The following is a 15,255-nucleotide window of genomic DNA, read 5'->3' on the forward strand; positions in this document are numbered from 1 at the left end:
ATGGGGCTGATGCACGTCTGGATCGTGGTGGCGTTCTTCCTCTACCTTGCGGGGACGGTGGCTTGCACGATCGTGGCTGGCTTCCTGTGGCGCAAGGAAAGCCCGCGCAAGGAGCGCGGCACCGTTATCGCCGCGCTGGCGATCACGGCGGCCTGGTGCGTCACAAACGCGGCGTGGGGCGCGGGCACCGTTCCCGCCAACCTGCTTGAAAGCGTCCGCAACGTCGCGTGGATCATCGTGCTCTATCGCCTGTTCGGCAACGACGGTCGCGACCAAAGTTTGGCGCCGATCCGTCCGCTGGTGATCGCGCTCGGATTTGTAGAGTGCCTGCAGCCGGCGGTGATGGTGCTCGACGTGCGGTTCGGCGGCGATCCTCGCGTGCACGAGGCGGCGTTCTCGGTCGCCGCGCTGCTCCGCGCATTAGTTGCGGTTGGCGCGCTGGTCTTGCTGCATAACCTCTACGCCGGCGCATCTAGTGTCTCGCGCCAGGTGCTGCGCTGGACGGCCGGTGCGCTGGCGCTGATGTGGGGCTATCAGCTCAACCTCTACACCATTGCATGGTTCGCGCAGTCGCTGCCCACCGAGTTGACCGCGCTGCGCGGTCTGCTGGTCACGCTGATGGCGGTGCTGATCGCGATCGGCGCCAACGCGAGGGCCGCCAATCTCAAGCTGGTGCCGAGCCGGACGGTCGCGTTCCAGACGCTCTCGCTGATCGTGATTGGTGCGTACCTGCTGGCGATGCTGCTGCTTTCGCAGTCGCTCAACCTGCTCGGCGGCGATTTTGGACGGCTGACGCAGGTCGGCTTCCTGTTCGCGGCGGTGACGGCGGCACTGTTGTGGCTGCCTTCCGCGCGGGTTCGCAGCTGGCTACGGGTGAAGGCGTTCAAGCACCTATTCCAGCATCGCTACGATTACCGGGCCGAGTGGCTGCGCTTCACCGGCACGATCGGTCGCGCCGGTCCCGATGCTCCCGCGCTACCCGACCGCGCGGCACAGGCGCTGGCCGATATCGCTGATAGCCACGGAGCGATCCTGTTGCTGCCGGGCGAAGATGGCCGAATGGAGCTCGCCGGTAGGTGGCAATGGAATGACCTTACGGTGCCTGCGCTCGCCTGTCCGCCTGAGCTGGTGACGATGTTCGAGCGCAGCGGAGCGGTGGTCGAACTCGACCAGGTCCGCGCAGGGTCGGATCATTTCGGTGAGCAGGCGCTCGTGCCGGCGTGGATGCGGCAGGACCTGCGCATCTGGGCGCTGGTGCCGCTGCTCCACTTCGATCGCCTGGTGGGCGTGGCAATCCTTGCGCGCCCGCCGGTGGCGCGGCGGCTCGATTGGGAAGATTTTGACCTACTGAAGGTCGTAGGCCGGCAGCTTGCCAGCTACCTCGCCGAACAGGCCGGACACGAAGCGCTGATCGAAGCGGCGCGCTTCGATGAATTCAACCGCCGCATCGCGTTCGTGATGCACGACATCAAGAACCTCGCCAGCCAGCTGTCGCTGCTTTCACGCAATGCCGAGAAGCACGCGGACAATCCCGAATTTCGCAAGGATATGCTGGTCACTTTGACCAAGAGCGCGGGCAAGCTCAACGCGCTGCTCGCCCGCCTCGGCCGTTACGGGGCGGCTGGGCAGGTCGCGCGGCGGCCGATGGATCTCGCTGAACTGTGCCGACGCGTGGCCGACCGATTCGATGGAATCCACCCGGTTGATCTGACGCGCGCCGACAAGTGCGATGTGCTCGCCGACCCTGAAGGGCTTGAACAGGCGCTGGTCCATCTGGTGCAGAACGCCGTCGACGCGAGCGCCGATACGCCAGTCTATCTCGATGTCTCGTGCGACGGTTTGCAAGGCCGCGTCGAGGTAGTCGATTCCGGCGCCGGCATGTCGCCGCATTTCGTGCGCGACGGTCTGTTCAAGCCGTTCGTCTCGTCAAAGGAAGGCGGCTTCGGGATCGGCGCGTTCGAGGCGCGCGAACTGGTCCGCGCGATGGGCGGCCGGCTCGACGTCGATTCGCGCGAGGGCCTCGGCACCCGCTTTTCGATCCTGCTGCCGCTATCCGCCGCGGCCGGATTCATCGGTCGCAAGCATGTTGAAAGTGAGGTCGCCTGATGGCGCAAGACAAGCCACGCCTGCTCATCATCGAAGATGACGAAGGGCTGCAGGCGCAGCTCAAATGGGCATACGAGGACTTCGCGGTAACCATCGCGGGCGACCGCGACAGCGCGCTCGCGGCGCTGCGGTCGGAAGAGCCGGACGTGGTCACGCTCGACCTGGGCCTGCCGCCCGATCCGGATGGAACCAGCGAAGGGTTCGCGGTGCTCGACGCGATCATGGCGCTGAAGCCGGATACCAAGGTGATCGTCGCGTCGGGCCACGGCGCGCGCGAAAGCGCGCTGCAGGCGATTAAGCGCGGTGCATACGACTTCTACCAGAAGCCGGTCGATATCGATGCCCTCGGCCTGATCGTCCGCCGCGCGTGCGCCTTGCGCGAGATCGAGGCCGAGAACCGCCGGCTTGCTGCCAAGGTGGGCGAGGACAAGACCGTCCTTGGCACCCTCATTACCGCCGCACCCGAGATGGCCAAGGTCGCGCGCACGATCGAGCGGGTGGCCAACACCAACGTGTCGGTCATGCTGCTGGGCGCGAGCGGGACGGGCAAGGAACTGCTCGCACGCGGCCTCCACGAGGCGAGCGACCGGCGCGGCGGTGCGTTCGTGGCGCTCAACTGCGCGGCGATCCCCGAAACGCTGCTCGAGGCCGAGCTGTTCGGCCATGAGAAGGGCGCGTTCACCGGGGCAGTGCGGACCAACGAGGGCAAGATCGAGCTGGCGCACGGCGGCACGCTGTTCCTCGACGAGGTCGGCGACATCCCGCTGCCGCTGCAGGTCAAGCTGTTGCGCTTCCTGCAGGAGCGCACGATCGAGCGCATCGGCGGCCGCAAGCCGATCGAGGTGGACACCCGCATCGTCTGCGCCACCCACCAGGACTTGGAAGCGATGATCGCTGCGGGCACATTCCGCGAAGACCTGTTCTATCGCCTCGCGGAAATAGTGGTGAAGGTTCCGACGTTGGCTGAGCGGCCGGGGGATGCGGTGCTGCTCGCCAAGGCGTTCCTCGCCCGCTTTGCCAAGGAGATGAACCCTGCGGTCAAGGGCTTTGCGACCGATGCGCTCGCCGCAATCGATGCGTGGCCCTGGCCGGGCAACGTGCGCGAGCTCGAAAACCGGGTAAAGCGCGCGGTGATCATGGCTGACGGCAAGCTGGTCGCCGCAGGCGATCTGGATCTGGATGAGACCGAAGCCGACACCGCCGACGTGCTCAACCTGAAGAGCGCGCGCGAGCGGGCCGATCGCACGGTGATCCGCCATGCGCTCGCTCGAAGCGAGGGCAACATCTCGAACAGCGCCAAGCTGCTCGGGATCAGCAGGCCGACGCTGTACGACCTGCTCAAGCAGTATGATCTCCACGCGTAGCCTCACGCCGGTTCTCCTCCTGGCGTTGGCGGCGTGCGGCGGTGCGGCTGTGCCGGATGCCGACGATTGGCACGCTGCTTTGCGGAGGGGCGATGGTGTCGGAGCCGAGATTGCTCTGAAGCATGACCTAACGCGCGGCGCCTCCGCGATCGAGCTCGCGCCTTTCCTTGGCGAGGCGGAGTTGCTGCAAGGCAACCTCGATGAGGCGCGGCGTTGGCTTGCGCGGGGGAACTTTGCTCCCGATGTTGCGGGGCACGGTTTCCACATGCTGGGTCGGCTGCGGCTGGCCGAACGCGAATTGCCGGCCGCCGGAAAAGCCTTCGACCGCGCCCTCAAGACCGCGCCGAACGACCCGGAGCTGTGGGTTGATATTGCCCGGCTGCGCTACCGGGGCGGCGAGCAGAAACAAGCGCTAATGGCGTCCCGCAAGGCACTCGCGCTCGGGCCGCGCAATCCCGCGGCGCTTCTGCTAAGCGCGCAGCTCGTGCGTGATGCCCAAGGCAATGCCGCCGCGTTGCCACTGTTCGAGCGCGGACTGGAAGCAGCCCCGAACGACCCCGATCTTCTCGCGGACTACGCTGCGACTTTGGGAGAACTGGGCCGCGCGACCGACATGCTCGCAGTAGTGCGCCGGTTCGCTGCGGCGGCTCCAGGCGACCGGCGCGCGCTCTACTTGCAAGCAGTGCTCGCCGCGCGCGCTGGCAATCACGATCTCGCGCGCAGCCTGCTTCAGCGCAGCGGCGACCTTGACCGAGAGATGCCGGCCGCGATCCTGCTGCTGGCGTTGGTGGACCTCGACAACGGCAATCCGGCCGTCGCGGCCCAAGGCTTCGACCGGCTGCTGAGCTTGCAACCCGATAACGTGCGGGTGCAGGCGCTGCTCGCCCGCGCGCTCGCCGTTGCCGGCAACGACCGCGAGCTCATCGCGCGTTTCGCGGGCACGGCGGATGATCGCTACACCGCGCTGTTGGTCGGGCGCGCCTACGAGAACCTTGGCGACCGCGCCAAGGCGGCGCCCTTCCTTGATCGTGCGCTTCGCGACCCTTTGCCGGCGCATCTCGCCGCGCTGCCGCCGGCGGCATCGCTAGAGGTCACGACACTGCGCGGTACCGCCGATGGTCCGAACACCGTCGCATTGGTGCGGGGGCTGATTGCGGCTCGGCGCACTCGAGATGCGCGTGCCAAGGCCGAAGAGTGGCTTAAGCGGCATCCCGGCTCGGGCGAGGCAATGGCGCTGGCTGGAGATGCGGCGCTGGCGGCTCGCGATCCGCGTGGCGCCCTTAGGTGCTACCGCGCGGCCGCGGCTGTCCGTCGTCCTTGGCCGCTCACCAAGCGCATGGCCGCCGCACTGGAGGCGTCAGGCAAATCGGCGAGCGCGGAGGCGCTGGTTACTGCGCAGCTTGCGGGTGAGCCGAGCAACGCCGAGGCCGCGATGATGCTGTCGCGCCGCTTGGCCGCTCGCGGAGAGCGCAAGCGTGCCGAGTTGTTGAAGGCGCACGCGGCGGCGCACGGCGGCTGACGCCTCGACAAGCGAAGCACCGCAGGCCAGACGCACGCGGGTGCGGCGGTTCTTCTCCAGCATCGATCTGATGGTTCGCCTTCTGGTCCTGGCGATCGTGCTCGCGAGCGTGCTGCCCGCGACCGGACAATGGCGCGGTGTCGCACAGGGCGTGTCGAATGCGGCGATCTTCGTGTTGTTCCTGCTCAACGGCCTGCGCCTGTCGCGGGCCGATGTTCGGCGCGGGATCGGGCACTGGCGGTTTCTGCTTCCCCTGACGCTGTGGTGCTTTGTCGCGATGGCGTTGGTGGGGAAGGGGTTTGAGTTGGTGGTGGCGCCGGTGCTCCCGCCATTGGTCGCGCTCGGGTTTCTCTACCTCGGGGTCCTGCCATCCACTGTGCAATCGGCGACCGCCTATTCCTCGCTCGCAGGTGGCAACGTGGCGAATTCGGTGGTCGCGGCGGCGCTACTCAATGTCGCGGGCGTGTTCGTCAGTGTGCCCTTGTTCGCTGCGCTCGGCGGGGGCGGGGCGGCGAGTATGGGCGTGGACGGCCTCATCAAGGTAGTCCTCATCCTGATCCTGCCGTTCGCGATCGGTCAGGCGCTGCAGTTGCGGCTGGCGCCATGGATCGGCGATCATCGCGCGCTGGTGACCTGGATGGACCGGCTGTCGATCGCAATCGCGGTCTATGTCGCCTTCTCCGGTGCGGTTGAGCAGGGGCTGTGGACGCTGGTTTCGCCGCTCGAGTGGCTTGTGATCCTCGGCGGCGTGATCCTTTTCCTCGCGCTCGGCTTCGGCGGAGCGTGGGCGCTGTCCGGTGCCATCGGGCTCAACCGGCCCGACCGCATCGCCTTCCTGTTCGCCGGTGCGCACAAGAGCGTGGCGATGGGCGCGCCGCTCGCCGCCGTGCTGTTCCCGCCGCAAGTCGCCGGCATGGTCCTGCTGCCGCTGCTGATCTACCACCTGCTCCAGCTAGTCGCTTCCGCGCCCCTGGCGAACCGGTTGGTCAGTTCGTAGCGGGGGCTTCCCGGCGGTTCGCGCGGACCGACCACCACAGCGAGAAACCGATCAATACCGCGCCGATCAACCCGGTGACGGTCTCGGGCACCTCGAACCGTGCCGACAGGAGCATGATCGCCGCGAGCGCGAGGATCGCCCAGAATGCCCCGTGCTCGAGGTAGCGATAGGCCGAGAGCGTGCCCTTGCGCACCAGCATCACGGTCATCGAACGGACGAACATCGCCCCGATCGACAGGCCGAGCGCGATGATGACCATGTTGTTGGAGAGGGCAAACGCCCCGATCACCGCGTCGAAGCTGAACGAGGCATCGAGCACGTTTAAATAGAGAAACCCCCCGAGTCCCGCGTGCACCGCGGCACCCGACATCTTCAGCTTCTCCTCGCGCTTCTGCATGATTTCGCCCAACGCGTGGACCGCGATGAAGCAGACGATGCCGAGTAGGCCGGCGACCACGAAGGTATGATCGGCGGGCGCGGGCAGCAGCAGCGAGATGCCCCACAGCGCCAGCAGCATGGTCGCGATCTCCACCGCCGGGACCGATGAGGCGTAAGCGAGCTTTTCTTCGATCAGGTGGATCCAGTGGACGTCCTTGTCCTCGTCGAAAAAGAATTTGAGCCCGACCATGCCGAGGAACGCGCCGCCGAACCCGGCGATGCCGACATGGGCGCTGGAGACGATCTTCTCGTACTGCTCGGGCTGGTTGAGCGACAGCGTCACCGCCTCGACCGGGTTGAGGCCCGCCGCCACCGCGACGATCGCCAGCGGAAACAAGATGTACATTCCATAGACCGCGATCACCATGCCCCAGGTGAGGAAGCGGCGCTGCCACACCTCGTCCATATCTTTCAGCACGGTGGCGTTGACCACCGCGTTGTCGAAGCTGAGCGAGACCTCGAGCACCGATAGCACGAGCACGATCCACAACGCGCGCAGCAGGGCGACGACGGTGTGCCCCTCGGACCAGCCGTAAACCGCGGCGAGGATGAAGCAGACGATCGCGAACAGGATCGATCCGCGGAAGAACCGGAGCATGCGTGGCTGGCCTTACTTGGGCTGGTAGGTCTGGTCTGCGGTCGGGAAAGCGCGGCTGCGCACCTCGCCGGCGTAGGTTTCGGCCGCCTTGGAGATCACGCTCGCAAGGTCCTCGTAACGTTTCACGAAGCGGGGGACGCGTTCGAACATGCCGAGCATGTCCTCGGTCACCAGTACCTGCCCGTCGCACTGGGCGCTGGCGCCGATCCCGATGACCGGGATTTCCAGGCTCTGCGTGAGTGCCACGGCGATCGGCTCGACGACACCTTCCGCCACCACGGCGAAGGCACCGGCTTCCTGCACGGCCTTCCCATCGGAAATGATCTTGGCGTGTTCTTCCTGGCTGCGTCCGCGCGCGCCGTAACCTCCGAGCGCGTTCACCGCCTGGGGCGTGAGACCGACATGCGCCATCACCGGGATGCCGCGCTGGCTGAGGAAGGCGATCGTTTCCGCCATCGCGGCGCCGCCTTCCAGCTTGACGCCCGCGGCGCCGGTTTCGGCCATGATCCGGCTGGCGCTCTCGAACGCCTTCTCCGGGCTCGCCTCGTACGCGCCGAACGGCATGTCGACGATCACGAGGCTGTGATAGCTCCCGCGCACCACCGCCGCGCCGTGGGCGATCATCATTTCGAGCGTGACCTGCAGCGTCGAGGGCAGGCCGTAGATCACCTGGCCGAGCGAATCCCCCACCAAAAGGATGTCGCAATGCGCGTCGAGCAACTGCGCCTGGCGGGCGGTGTAGGCGGTCAGCATGACCAGCGGCTCGCGGGTCGCGCCGTCTGCCTTGCGGCCCTTGATCGCAGGCACGGTGAGCCGCCGCATCGGCTGCGGGGTCGGGTGCGCGCGGCTGGTCGCGGTGTCGAGCTGAAAGGTCGTGGACATGGGCTAGGGCTCTAGCGGGGCCACACAAGCGGGGAAAGGCTTTCGAATAAGCCTTGCCTTGAGGGGAGGCGGCGCTAGCTTCGCGCGCCATGAGGGAGGGGAGCCGCAACGGCCTCCTTTGAGAGAGGGAATAACGGGTCATGCTACTCGACCGCGTCAAGCCGCTCGACGCCATCCTGGCGACGGCGGAGAAGAAATCGCTGAAGCGCACGCTGGGCTGGTTTCAGCTTACCTTGTTCGGGATCGGCTGCGTCATCGGCACCGGCATCTTCGTGCTCACCGCCGTGGGAGCGCAGAAGGCGGGTCCGGGTTTGATGCTGGCGTTCGCCATCGCCGGCGCGGTCTGCATCGTCGCCGCGCTCTGCTATGCCGAGATCGCCGCGATGATCCCGGTTGCGGGCAGCGCTTACACGTACAGTTACGCAACCGTGGGCGAGTTTTTCGCCTGGACGGTCGGCTGGGCGCTGATCATGGAATATGCGATCGCCGCCTCGGCGGTTTCGGTCGGCTGGTCCGGGTACTTTACCGGCACCTTCCTGAACGAATTTTTCGGTATCCATCTACCGACGTGGCTTAGTGCCGGTCCGCTTTCGCTCGGCGGGGTGGAGGGCGGCTTCATCAATCTACCCGCCATGCTTATCGCGTTACTGGTGACCTGGTTGCTGGTCATCGGCACCAGCGAGAGCGCCAAGGTCAACGCCATCCTGGTGCTGATCAAGGTCGTCGCGCTGACGGGCTTCATCGCTCTGACCCTGACGAGCCCGGCGTTCGACGCGGCGAAGTTCAACCCGTTCCTGCCGGCCGGCGTGTTCGGCGGTTTCGGTACGGGGGTCGGCGCGGTCGGCGCCGCGGCGACAATGTTCTTCGCTTACGTCGGCTTCGACGCCGTCTCGACCGCGGCGGAAGAGACCAAGAACCCACAGCGGAACGTGCCGATCGGGCTGGTCGGCTCGCTGCTGTTCTGCACCGTGTTCTATATCCTGGTCGCGGCCGGTGCGATCGGCACCATCGGGGGCGACCCGATCATGGGCGCGAACGGTCCGCTCGTGACCGGCTCGCCCGAACTGGCCCGCCAGTGTGCGATGCCGCAATATGCCGACGCGCTGGTCTGCTCGAACGAACCGCTCGCCCACGTCCTCCGCGTGCTCGGCTTCTCCTGGGCCGGCAACCTAATCGGGGTGGCGGCGTTCCTGGCGCTGCCGTCGGTGATCTTGGTGCTGATGTTCGGCCAGACGCGCATCTTCTTCGTGATGAGCCGCGACGGGCTCCTGCCGGGCGCGCTGAGCAAGGTGCACCCGAAGTTCCGCACCCCCCACGTCGTGACCATGATCACCGGCGTAGGTGTAGCGATCGCGGCAGCGTTCTTCCCCGTGGGTAGTCTCGCTGACATCTCTAACGCCGGGACGCTCTACGCATTCACGATGGTTGCGGTGGCAGTGATGATGCTGCGCAAGCAGGATCCGGGCCGCGCGCGGAGCTTCCGCGTTCCCGCCGTGTGGGTCATCGCGCCGCTGACCATCGCGGGTTGCGTGTTCCTGTTCCTCAACCTGCCGAGCGCGGCGATGCTGTTCCTGCCCGGCTGGAGCGTGCTGGGGCTGCTGGTGTACTTCCTGTACAGCCGCCAGCAGAGCCACCTCGGCCGCGGAATCGTCGAAGTGGTCGACGAAGTCGGCGGCGAGGAGACGATGATCCCGATCCATCCGCCAAAGGACTGATTGGCGACAGGCAAACGAAAGGGCCGCCCCTCGTAGTGAGGAGCGGCCCTTTCCTTTTGATTTGCCGGTTAGAGCGCAGCTTCGGCGTGACTGCCGATCACGTCCTTCCGCACGTCCATGCCCAGCGCCATCTTGGCGGTGGTGAGCAGGCCCTGGTCGCCGCTCCACAACTCGGCATCACCGAGGTCCATGCGCAGGAATAAGAGGTTGGGATCGTCCTTGCCGCCGGGGAACCAGGCCTCGACGAAGTTGGACCACTGCTTGTCGAGTCGCTCGCGGCTGGTCTCCTCGCTCAGCACGCCTTCGAAGCGGGCGAAGAAGTCGTGGCCCTTGGCAGCGAAATGACAGGTCGCCTTGCCCATTTCGGCGAGGTGATTGTCGCGCCCGGTGAAGAACCAGATCGCGTGATTGGCATCCTTGTCGAGGCTCGCGGTCATCGGCACCGCGTCGTTGGCGGTCGATTGCAGCGAAACAAACACAAACGGGGAATCCGCGAAGGATTTCCAGAAGGTTTCCTTCAACTCGTCGGTGTTGCCGGCTTCGTACTTCATCGCGGGTCTCCTGTGTTGGAGTGCGAACGCCAGGGGAGGGCGCGCGGTTCCGCGTTGCGAATCGATCGAGTGTGGAACATACAGGGAACAAGTGAGTCGTTCCCCTGTCATGAACCGCGATGCCTTGCCCGCCGATCTGGTGCCCGCTTCGGAGCTGGCGCACGTCTCCGCGCGCGCGCCGCGCTGGCAGCCGGGCCTTGCTTCGCCGCATCATAGCGAGGTGTTCGCGGAGGGCGGGGAAGCGAGCGGGGCGGCCGCCGCCTTGGCCTTTGCCGCCGATGCCTTGCGAACCGGCTCGGCTGCCGAAACGGAGGATCACCGCGCGCTGCTGTGGGTGCAGGATCGCGCCGCGCTCAAGCTGGGCGGGCGCCCCTATCGCCACGGTTTGCCCGAAGCGTTCCGCCACCGGCTGATCCACGTCGTCTGCGAAAGTTGCGAGGACGCGCTGTTCGCGCTTGAGGAAGGCTTGCGCTGCCGCGATCTCGCCGCGGTGATTGGGGAGGTGGCGGGCAATCCCAAGGCGCTCGATTTCACCGCCTCGCGCCGGCTGACGCTGGCGGCTGAGCGGTACGGCGTGCCCTTGTGGCTGGTGCGGCTCAACGCCGCGCACGATCTGTCTTCGGCGCGCATGCGGTGGGATGTGCGCGCCGCCCCTTCGCCGCATCCGCGGTGGAACCGCGACGCGCCGGGCACCCCCGCCTGGCATGCCGAGCTGTTCCGCGCGCGGATGCACCCCCCCGGCACCTGGATCCTGCGCGATGACGGACTTGCTCTCGTCGCCGCCCGAGATGCCCGCGACGATGCCGCCGTCCACGAAAACACCACGCCGTATCCTCTCGGTCTGGCTTTCGCGGCTGGCGATCGATCGCTGGCGCCTCGGTGAGCGGCTGGCGCCGGGTGAAGGCGCCGACGGCGAACCCCTCGCCCTGATCACCGAGACCGCGCACGGTCCCCGGATCGATGCGCTCAACGCCGCGGGGCTCGATGCGGGCCCGCGCGAGGGGATGATGCTCGCCGATGCGCGCGCGGTGTGCCCGCGGCTCAAGGTCGCGCCGAGCGATGCCGCAGGCGACCGCGCGTTCCTCGAAAAGCTCGCCGCATGGGCGCGCCGCTGGGGGCCATGGTCGGCCCTCGACGAACCCGACGGGCTGGTGGTCGACGTGACCGCAGTGGCGCACCTGTTCGGCGGCGAGCGGCGCTTGCTCGCCGATGTGGCGGCGCGGTTCGCCGCGCGCGGGCTGACCGTGCGCACCGCCATCGCGCCGACCGCGGGTGCAGCCTGGGCGCTGGCGCATTACGGGCGACCGGGATCGATCCTGCCGCCCGACGCGGATATCGCCGCCGCGCTCGCCGACTTGCCGGTGGGGGCGCTGCGGCTCCACGATGATGTGCTGGTGGTGCTGCGGCGATTGGGTCTCAAGCGGATCGGCGATATGACCGGGCGGTTCGTGGAAGGCAGCGGGCGCGACGCGCTGCGCCGCCGCTTTCGCCGCAAGACGCCGGGCATCAACCCGCTGCTGCGGCTCGACCAACTGACCGGGCGATTGCCCGAGCCGCTACTGCCGGTGGTCCCGTCGCTCATGCCGCTGGTCCAGCGCCGGCTGATGGAGCCGATCCGCCACCGCGATCTGCTCGACCAGGTGATTGCCGATCTCGCCGCCGACATGGCGCGGACCCTTGAAGGATTGGGGCTGGGCGCGCGGCGGTTGGAGGTGGGCCTGTGGCGGGTCGATGGCGAGGTGATCGTGCGAGCGCTCGAGCTCGCCGCCGCGACCCGCGACGCACCGCACATCGCGCGGCTGTTCGCCGCCAAGCTCGACGATGTCGACGCCGGTTTCGGGATCGAGACCGTGCGCCTGCGCGCCAGCTGGGCCGAGCCGCTCGCGGTCCCGCAAGCTGATATCGAAGCGCGCGCACAAGTGCAGGGCACCTCGCTCGCCACCTGCATCGACCGGCTGACGGTGCGGCTGGGCCCCGACGCGGTGCGCCGGCCGGTGCTCTACGCCAGCCACATCCCCGAGCGAGCCCAGCGCTGGCAGAGGCCGCTCGATCCCGAGCCGGTGAGCCAGGGCCAGCTCGCCTTCCACGCGCGGCCGCTGAAGCTGCTCGACCGCGCGGAGAGGATCACCGTCATCTACCTGATGCCCGACGGCTATCCCAAGTCGTTCCGCTGGCGCGGGCGGGTGCATGACGTGATGCGGGTCGAAGGACCCGAGCGGATCGCCCCCGAATGGTGGCGCGAGAAGGGCAGCACCCGGCTGCGCGATTACTATCGGATCGAAGACGGGGAAGGGCGGCGCTACTGGATCTACCGCCTCGGTATGCTCGGCGACGGGCGCGGCGGGGAGCCCGACTGGTACCTCCAGGGCCTATGCGCCTAGCGCGTCCACCAGTGCCAGCGCATCGCGCGTCGCGGCGGAGGACGCTGTATTGTCGAACACGCACCAGGTTTCAGCGCCGACCGCTGCCTCTGATCGCAGCGCGGCGGCGTAGTCTTCGATCCGATCCTCATAGCTCGACCGGTAGATCACCGGTGACCCGTGCAGCCGCCAATAGCTGAGACCGCGCCAGCCTCCGGGCACCTCCGCGCGATCATGTTTGACCGGATCGGCGGCGACCCGGGCGACCCGGTGCCGGACCAGCAAAGCGTCGGCCTCATCGCTGAACCAGCTCGCATGGCGCGGCTCGCAGGCAATCGCCGCCTGGCTGGACGCGGCGAGCCGGCTAAAGAACCGCGCCGCGACCTTCTCATCGAACGCCAGGCTGGGCGGAAGCTGCACCAGCAGCACCGCCAGTTTGGCGCCGAGCGTGCCCGCTTCGCTGACGAATGTGTCGAGCGCCTCATCGCACTCGGCGAGCCGCAATTCGTGCGTGATCCGCCTGGGGATTTTGACCGAGAAGCGGAAGTCATCAGGCACGCTATCGCGCCACCGCTTCCAGGTCGAAATCCGGTGCGGCCGGTGGAACGAGCTGTTGATCTCGACCGCATTGAAGACGGCCGCATAGCGTTCCAGTCCGCTGCCCACGGCGGGGAACCGCGCGGCAAAGTCGCGCGCGATGCTCCACCCGGCTGTGCCGATGCGGACTTTGCTCACTTCAAGCGGCCAGTCGCCGCGGACCGTCCTCGCTGTCGTTGGCGGGCGGCAGCAGCCATTTCGCGCGCCGGGTGCGGATCGCGCGCACGCGCGGACGGCGCACGCCTGCCTTGAGCCTGAACCAGCGCGCTACTCCTTGCGCCCGCGCAGCCGAAGCCAGCGTCACTACCGCGATCATCGCATCGACGTAAGCCGCCAGGTCCACCGCCAGACCGATCGCCATCTGCGGACCGCCGATGATGAGCACATACTCGCCAGCAAACGCGATCAGGGCGGCGACGATCGCCCACGCAATCATCTCCTGCCGCGATCGGCGTAGCAGCCAGCGCGCCGGCTTTGCCGCGAGCCACTCGCTGAGCGAGCGCGACAGCGGCAGCTCGGGCGCAAGCCGGATCAGTGCGACCGCGCCGAGCAACAGCAACAAAAACTGAATGGCCATTGGTTCCTTCCATAGCTGACATAAGTGCCTAACTCTCCACGAGAAGGGGTCGGACCCAGCAATTTGACGTTGGCGTAGGGAACGCCTTGGCGAATCCGACATTAGAACATATAGAGAACGAATGGGCGCGCAGACCACCATTGAGAAGCTGGAAATTCTTGCCGATGCGGCGAAGTACGATGCCTCGTGCGCATCATCGGGCACCGCCAAGCGCAATTCGGCGGGCAGCGCCAAAGGCATCGGCTCGACCGAGGGGATGGGCATCTGCCACGCCTACGCGCCCGACGGGCGTTGCATCTCGCTGCTCAAGATCTTGCTGACCAACCACTGCGTGTTCGACTGCCACTATTGCATCAACCGCAAGAGCTCGAACGTGCGCCGCGCGCGGTTTACCCCGCAGGAAGTGGTCGACCTGACGCTGAGCTTCTACCGCCGCAATTATATCGAGGGGCTGTTCCTCTCTTCAGGGATCGTCAAGAGCTCGAACCACACGATGGAGCAGCTGGTCGAGGTCGCGCGGATGCTGCGCGAGGAGCATGATTTTCGCGGTTACATCCATCTGAAGACGATCCCCGAGGCGGACCCTGAGCTGGTGCATCAGGCGGGGCTCTATGCCGACCGCGTCTCGATCAATGTCGAGCTGCCGACAGACGCGGGTTTGACGCGCCTCGCGCCAGACAAAAGCGCGCGCCAGATCGAAGGCGCGATGGGCAAGCTGAAGAGCGACATCGTCGAGGCGAAGGACAACAAGAAGCGCTTCAAGCATGCCCCGCGGTTCGCGCCTGCGGGGCAGTCGACCCAGATGATCGTGGGCGCCGACGCGGCGACCGATGCCGACATCGTGGGCAAGGCGAGCCGGCTCTACGACAGCTTCCGGCTGCGCCGCGTCTATTACAGCGCGTTTTCGCCGATCCCCGATGCGAGCGCGGTGTTGCCGTTGAAGCGCCCGCCGCTGATCCGTGAGCACCGGCTGTATCAGTCCGACTGGCTGATGCGCTTTTACGGCTATCAGCCGAATGAGGTGATGCAGGCGACCGAAGACGACGGCAACCTGCCGCTCGACATCGATCCCAAGCTGGCCTGGGCCCTCAAATTCCGCGAGCGCTTTCCGGTCGACGTGAACCACGCGTCGAAGGAGGCACTGCTGCGGGTGCCGGGGCTCGGTGTGCGCGCGGTGCAGCGCATCCTCGCCAGCCGCCGCCACCGGACGATGCGATTGGACGACGTCGCCCAGCTCACTGTCTCGATCGGCAAGGTGCGCCCCTTCATCGTTACTGCCGACTGGCGTCCGGTCCTCCTGACTGACCGCGCGGACCTGCGCGCGTTGCTCGCGCCCAAGACCGAGCAGCTCGAGCTGTTTGCTGCATGAGCGCGCCATTTCGCGATATGCGTTTGCCGGGCGCGTTCTGCGTCACGTTGCCCGAGGCGGACGACTTCGATTTCTGGCGCGACCAGGCGCGCGCGCTGGTGCAGAGCGATGTACCGCCCGACCGGGTGGCGTGGGCCGAGCCGGGCGGATCGGGCGACCTCTTTTCGGGCGGCCGCCGCCGC

At 67.1% G+C, this 15,255-nt stretch carries 14 protein-coding genes; 8 read left to right on the forward strand and 6 right to left on the reverse strand.

The window, feature by feature from the left end; translation table 11 throughout:
* Positions 1–2,106, forward strand: a complete 2,106-nt coding sequence (gene prsK, locus ELY12_RS04060) for an XrtA/PEP-CTERM system histidine kinase PrsK (protein WP_126175425.1) — start codon at positions 1–3, stop codon at positions 2,104–2,106.
* Entirely contained in the window at positions 2,106–3,470 is a 1,365-nt protein-coding gene (gene prsR / locus ELY12_RS04065; protein WP_126175426.1) for a PEP-CTERM-box response regulator transcription factor, read from the forward strand. Before prsK ends, prsR begins: the two co-directional genes overlap by 1 nt.
* A gap of 127 nt (positions 3,471–3,597) precedes the next feature.
* Here the strand turns inward: prsR and ELY12_RS14465 are convergent, their stop codons facing one another.
* Positions 3,598–3,879 (reverse strand): hypothetical protein, encoded by a 282-nt coding sequence (locus ELY12_RS14465; protein WP_241229715.1) that lies wholly within the window; start codon positions 3,877–3,879, stop codon positions 3,598–3,600.
* Here ELY12_RS14465 and ELY12_RS04070 point away from each other — a divergent pair.
* Both ELY12_RS04070 and ELY12_RS04075 read left to right on the forward strand, forming a co-directional pair.
* Entirely contained in the window at positions 3,769–4,989 is a 1,221-nt protein-coding gene (locus ELY12_RS04070) for a tetratricopeptide repeat protein (RefSeq protein WP_420907045.1), read from the forward strand. The genes ELY12_RS14465 and ELY12_RS04070 overlap by 111 nt on opposite strands.
* A 70-nt stretch (positions 4,990–5,059) precedes the next feature.
* Positions 5,060–5,986, forward strand: a complete 927-nt coding sequence (locus ELY12_RS04075; protein WP_126175428.1) for a bile acid:sodium symporter family protein — start codon at positions 5,060–5,062, stop codon at positions 5,984–5,986.
* Here ELY12_RS04075 and ELY12_RS04080 read toward each other — a convergent pair.
* Both ELY12_RS04080 and panB read right to left on the reverse strand, forming a co-directional pair.
* On the reverse strand, positions 5,976–7,022 hold the full coding sequence (locus ELY12_RS04080; protein WP_126175429.1) for a DUF475 domain-containing protein: 1,047 nt from the start codon (positions 7,020–7,022) through the stop codon (positions 5,976–5,978). The two genes, ELY12_RS04075 and ELY12_RS04080, sit on opposite strands and share 11 nt — an antisense overlap.
* A gap of 12 nt (positions 7,023–7,034) precedes the next feature.
* Positions 7,035–7,904, reverse strand: coding sequence for a 3-methyl-2-oxobutanoate hydroxymethyltransferase (gene panB / locus ELY12_RS04085; protein ID WP_126175430.1), 870 nt, complete (start codon positions 7,902–7,904; stop codon positions 7,035–7,037).
* Between the two features lie 140 nt (positions 7,905–8,044).
* On the opposite strand from panB, the gene ELY12_RS04090 reads away from it, so the two are divergent.
* Complete coding sequence (locus tag ELY12_RS04090) at positions 8,045–9,619, forward strand: amino acid permease (RefSeq protein ID WP_126175431.1); 1,575 nt, start codon at positions 8,045–8,047, stop codon at positions 9,617–9,619.
* 68 nt (positions 9,620–9,687) lie between these two features.
* Here the strand turns inward: ELY12_RS04090 and ELY12_RS04095 are convergent, their stop codons facing one another.
* On the reverse strand, positions 9,688–10,170 hold the full coding sequence (locus tag ELY12_RS04095; RefSeq protein WP_126175432.1) for a pyridoxamine 5'-phosphate oxidase family protein: 483 nt from the start codon (positions 10,168–10,170) through the stop codon (positions 9,688–9,690).
* Between the two features lie 91 nt (positions 10,171–10,261).
* Here ELY12_RS04095 and ELY12_RS14395 point away from each other — a divergent pair, with 91 nt between their 5' ends.
* Entirely contained in the window at positions 10,262–11,053 is a 792-nt protein-coding gene (locus tag ELY12_RS14395; RefSeq protein WP_206435761.1) for a hypothetical protein, read from the forward strand.
* On the forward strand, positions 10,971–12,551 hold the full coding sequence (locus ELY12_RS04105; RefSeq protein ID WP_206435762.1) for a Y-family DNA polymerase: 1,581 nt from the start codon (positions 10,971–10,973) through the stop codon (positions 12,549–12,551). Before ELY12_RS14395 ends, ELY12_RS04105 begins: the two co-directional genes overlap by 83 nt.
* Here the strand turns inward: ELY12_RS04105 and ELY12_RS04110 are convergent.
* Together ELY12_RS04110 and ELY12_RS04115 are read right to left on the reverse strand one after the other, a co-directional pair.
* Positions 12,540–13,265, reverse strand: a complete 726-nt coding sequence (locus ELY12_RS04110) for a DUF72 domain-containing protein (protein ID WP_126175433.1) — start codon at positions 13,263–13,265, stop codon at positions 12,540–12,542. The two genes, ELY12_RS04105 and ELY12_RS04110, sit on opposite strands and share 12 nt — an antisense overlap.
* 1 nt (position 13,266) lies before the next feature.
* On the reverse strand, positions 13,267–13,704 hold the full coding sequence (locus ELY12_RS04115; protein WP_126175434.1) for a hypothetical protein: 438 nt from the start codon (positions 13,702–13,704) through the stop codon (positions 13,267–13,269).
* 121 nt (positions 13,705–13,825) lie between these two features.
* On the opposite strand from ELY12_RS04115, the gene ELY12_RS04120 reads away from it, so the two are divergent.
* Entirely contained in the window at positions 13,826–15,073 is a 1,248-nt protein-coding gene (locus ELY12_RS04120) for a putative DNA modification/repair radical SAM protein (RefSeq protein ID WP_126175435.1), read from the forward strand.
* Positions 15,074–15,255: the final 182 nt, after the last annotated feature.

Source organism: Tsuneonella rigui (genome assembly GCF_003958625.1).
GTDB lineage: Bacteria > Pseudomonadota > Alphaproteobacteria > Sphingomonadales > Sphingomonadaceae > Tsuneonella > Tsuneonella rigui.

What these genes read in the sequence shown, in the direction of transcription:
- ELY12_RS04105 (WP_206435762.1), top strand. Translation starts at nt 10,971, where the DNA reads ATGCCGCCGTCCACGAAAACACCACGCCGTATCCTCTCGGTCTGGCTT.
- prsK (WP_126175425.1), top strand. Translation starts at nt 1, where the DNA reads ATGGGGCTGATGCACGTCTGGATCGTGGTGGCGTTCTTCCTCTACCTT.
- panB (WP_126175430.1), bottom strand. Translation starts at nt 7,904, where the DNA reads ATGTCCACGACCTTTCAGCTCGACACCGCGACCAGCCGCGCGCACCCG.
- ELY12_RS04075 (WP_126175428.1), top strand. Translation starts at nt 5,060, where the DNA reads ATGGTTCGCCTTCTGGTCCTGGCGATCGTGCTCGCGAGCGTGCTGCCC.
- ELY12_RS04095 (WP_126175432.1), bottom strand. Translation starts at nt 10,170, where the DNA reads ATGAAGTACGAAGCCGGCAACACCGACGAGTTGAAGGAAACCTTCTGG.
- ELY12_RS04090 (WP_126175431.1), top strand. Translation starts at nt 8,045, where the DNA reads ATGCTACTCGACCGCGTCAAGCCGCTCGACGCCATCCTGGCGACGGCG.
- prsR (WP_126175426.1), top strand. Translation starts at nt 2,106, where the DNA reads ATGGCGCAAGACAAGCCACGCCTGCTCATCATCGAAGATGACGAAGGG.
- ELY12_RS04120 (WP_126175435.1), top strand. Translation starts at nt 13,826, where the DNA reads ATGGGCGCGCAGACCACCATTGAGAAGCTGGAAATTCTTGCCGATGCG.
- ELY12_RS04080 (WP_126175429.1), bottom strand. Translation starts at nt 7,022, where the DNA reads ATGCTCCGGTTCTTCCGCGGATCGATCCTGTTCGCGATCGTCTGCTTC.
- ELY12_RS04115 (WP_126175434.1), bottom strand. Translation starts at nt 13,704, where the DNA reads ATGGCCATTCAGTTTTTGTTGCTGTTGCTCGGCGCGGTCGCACTGATC.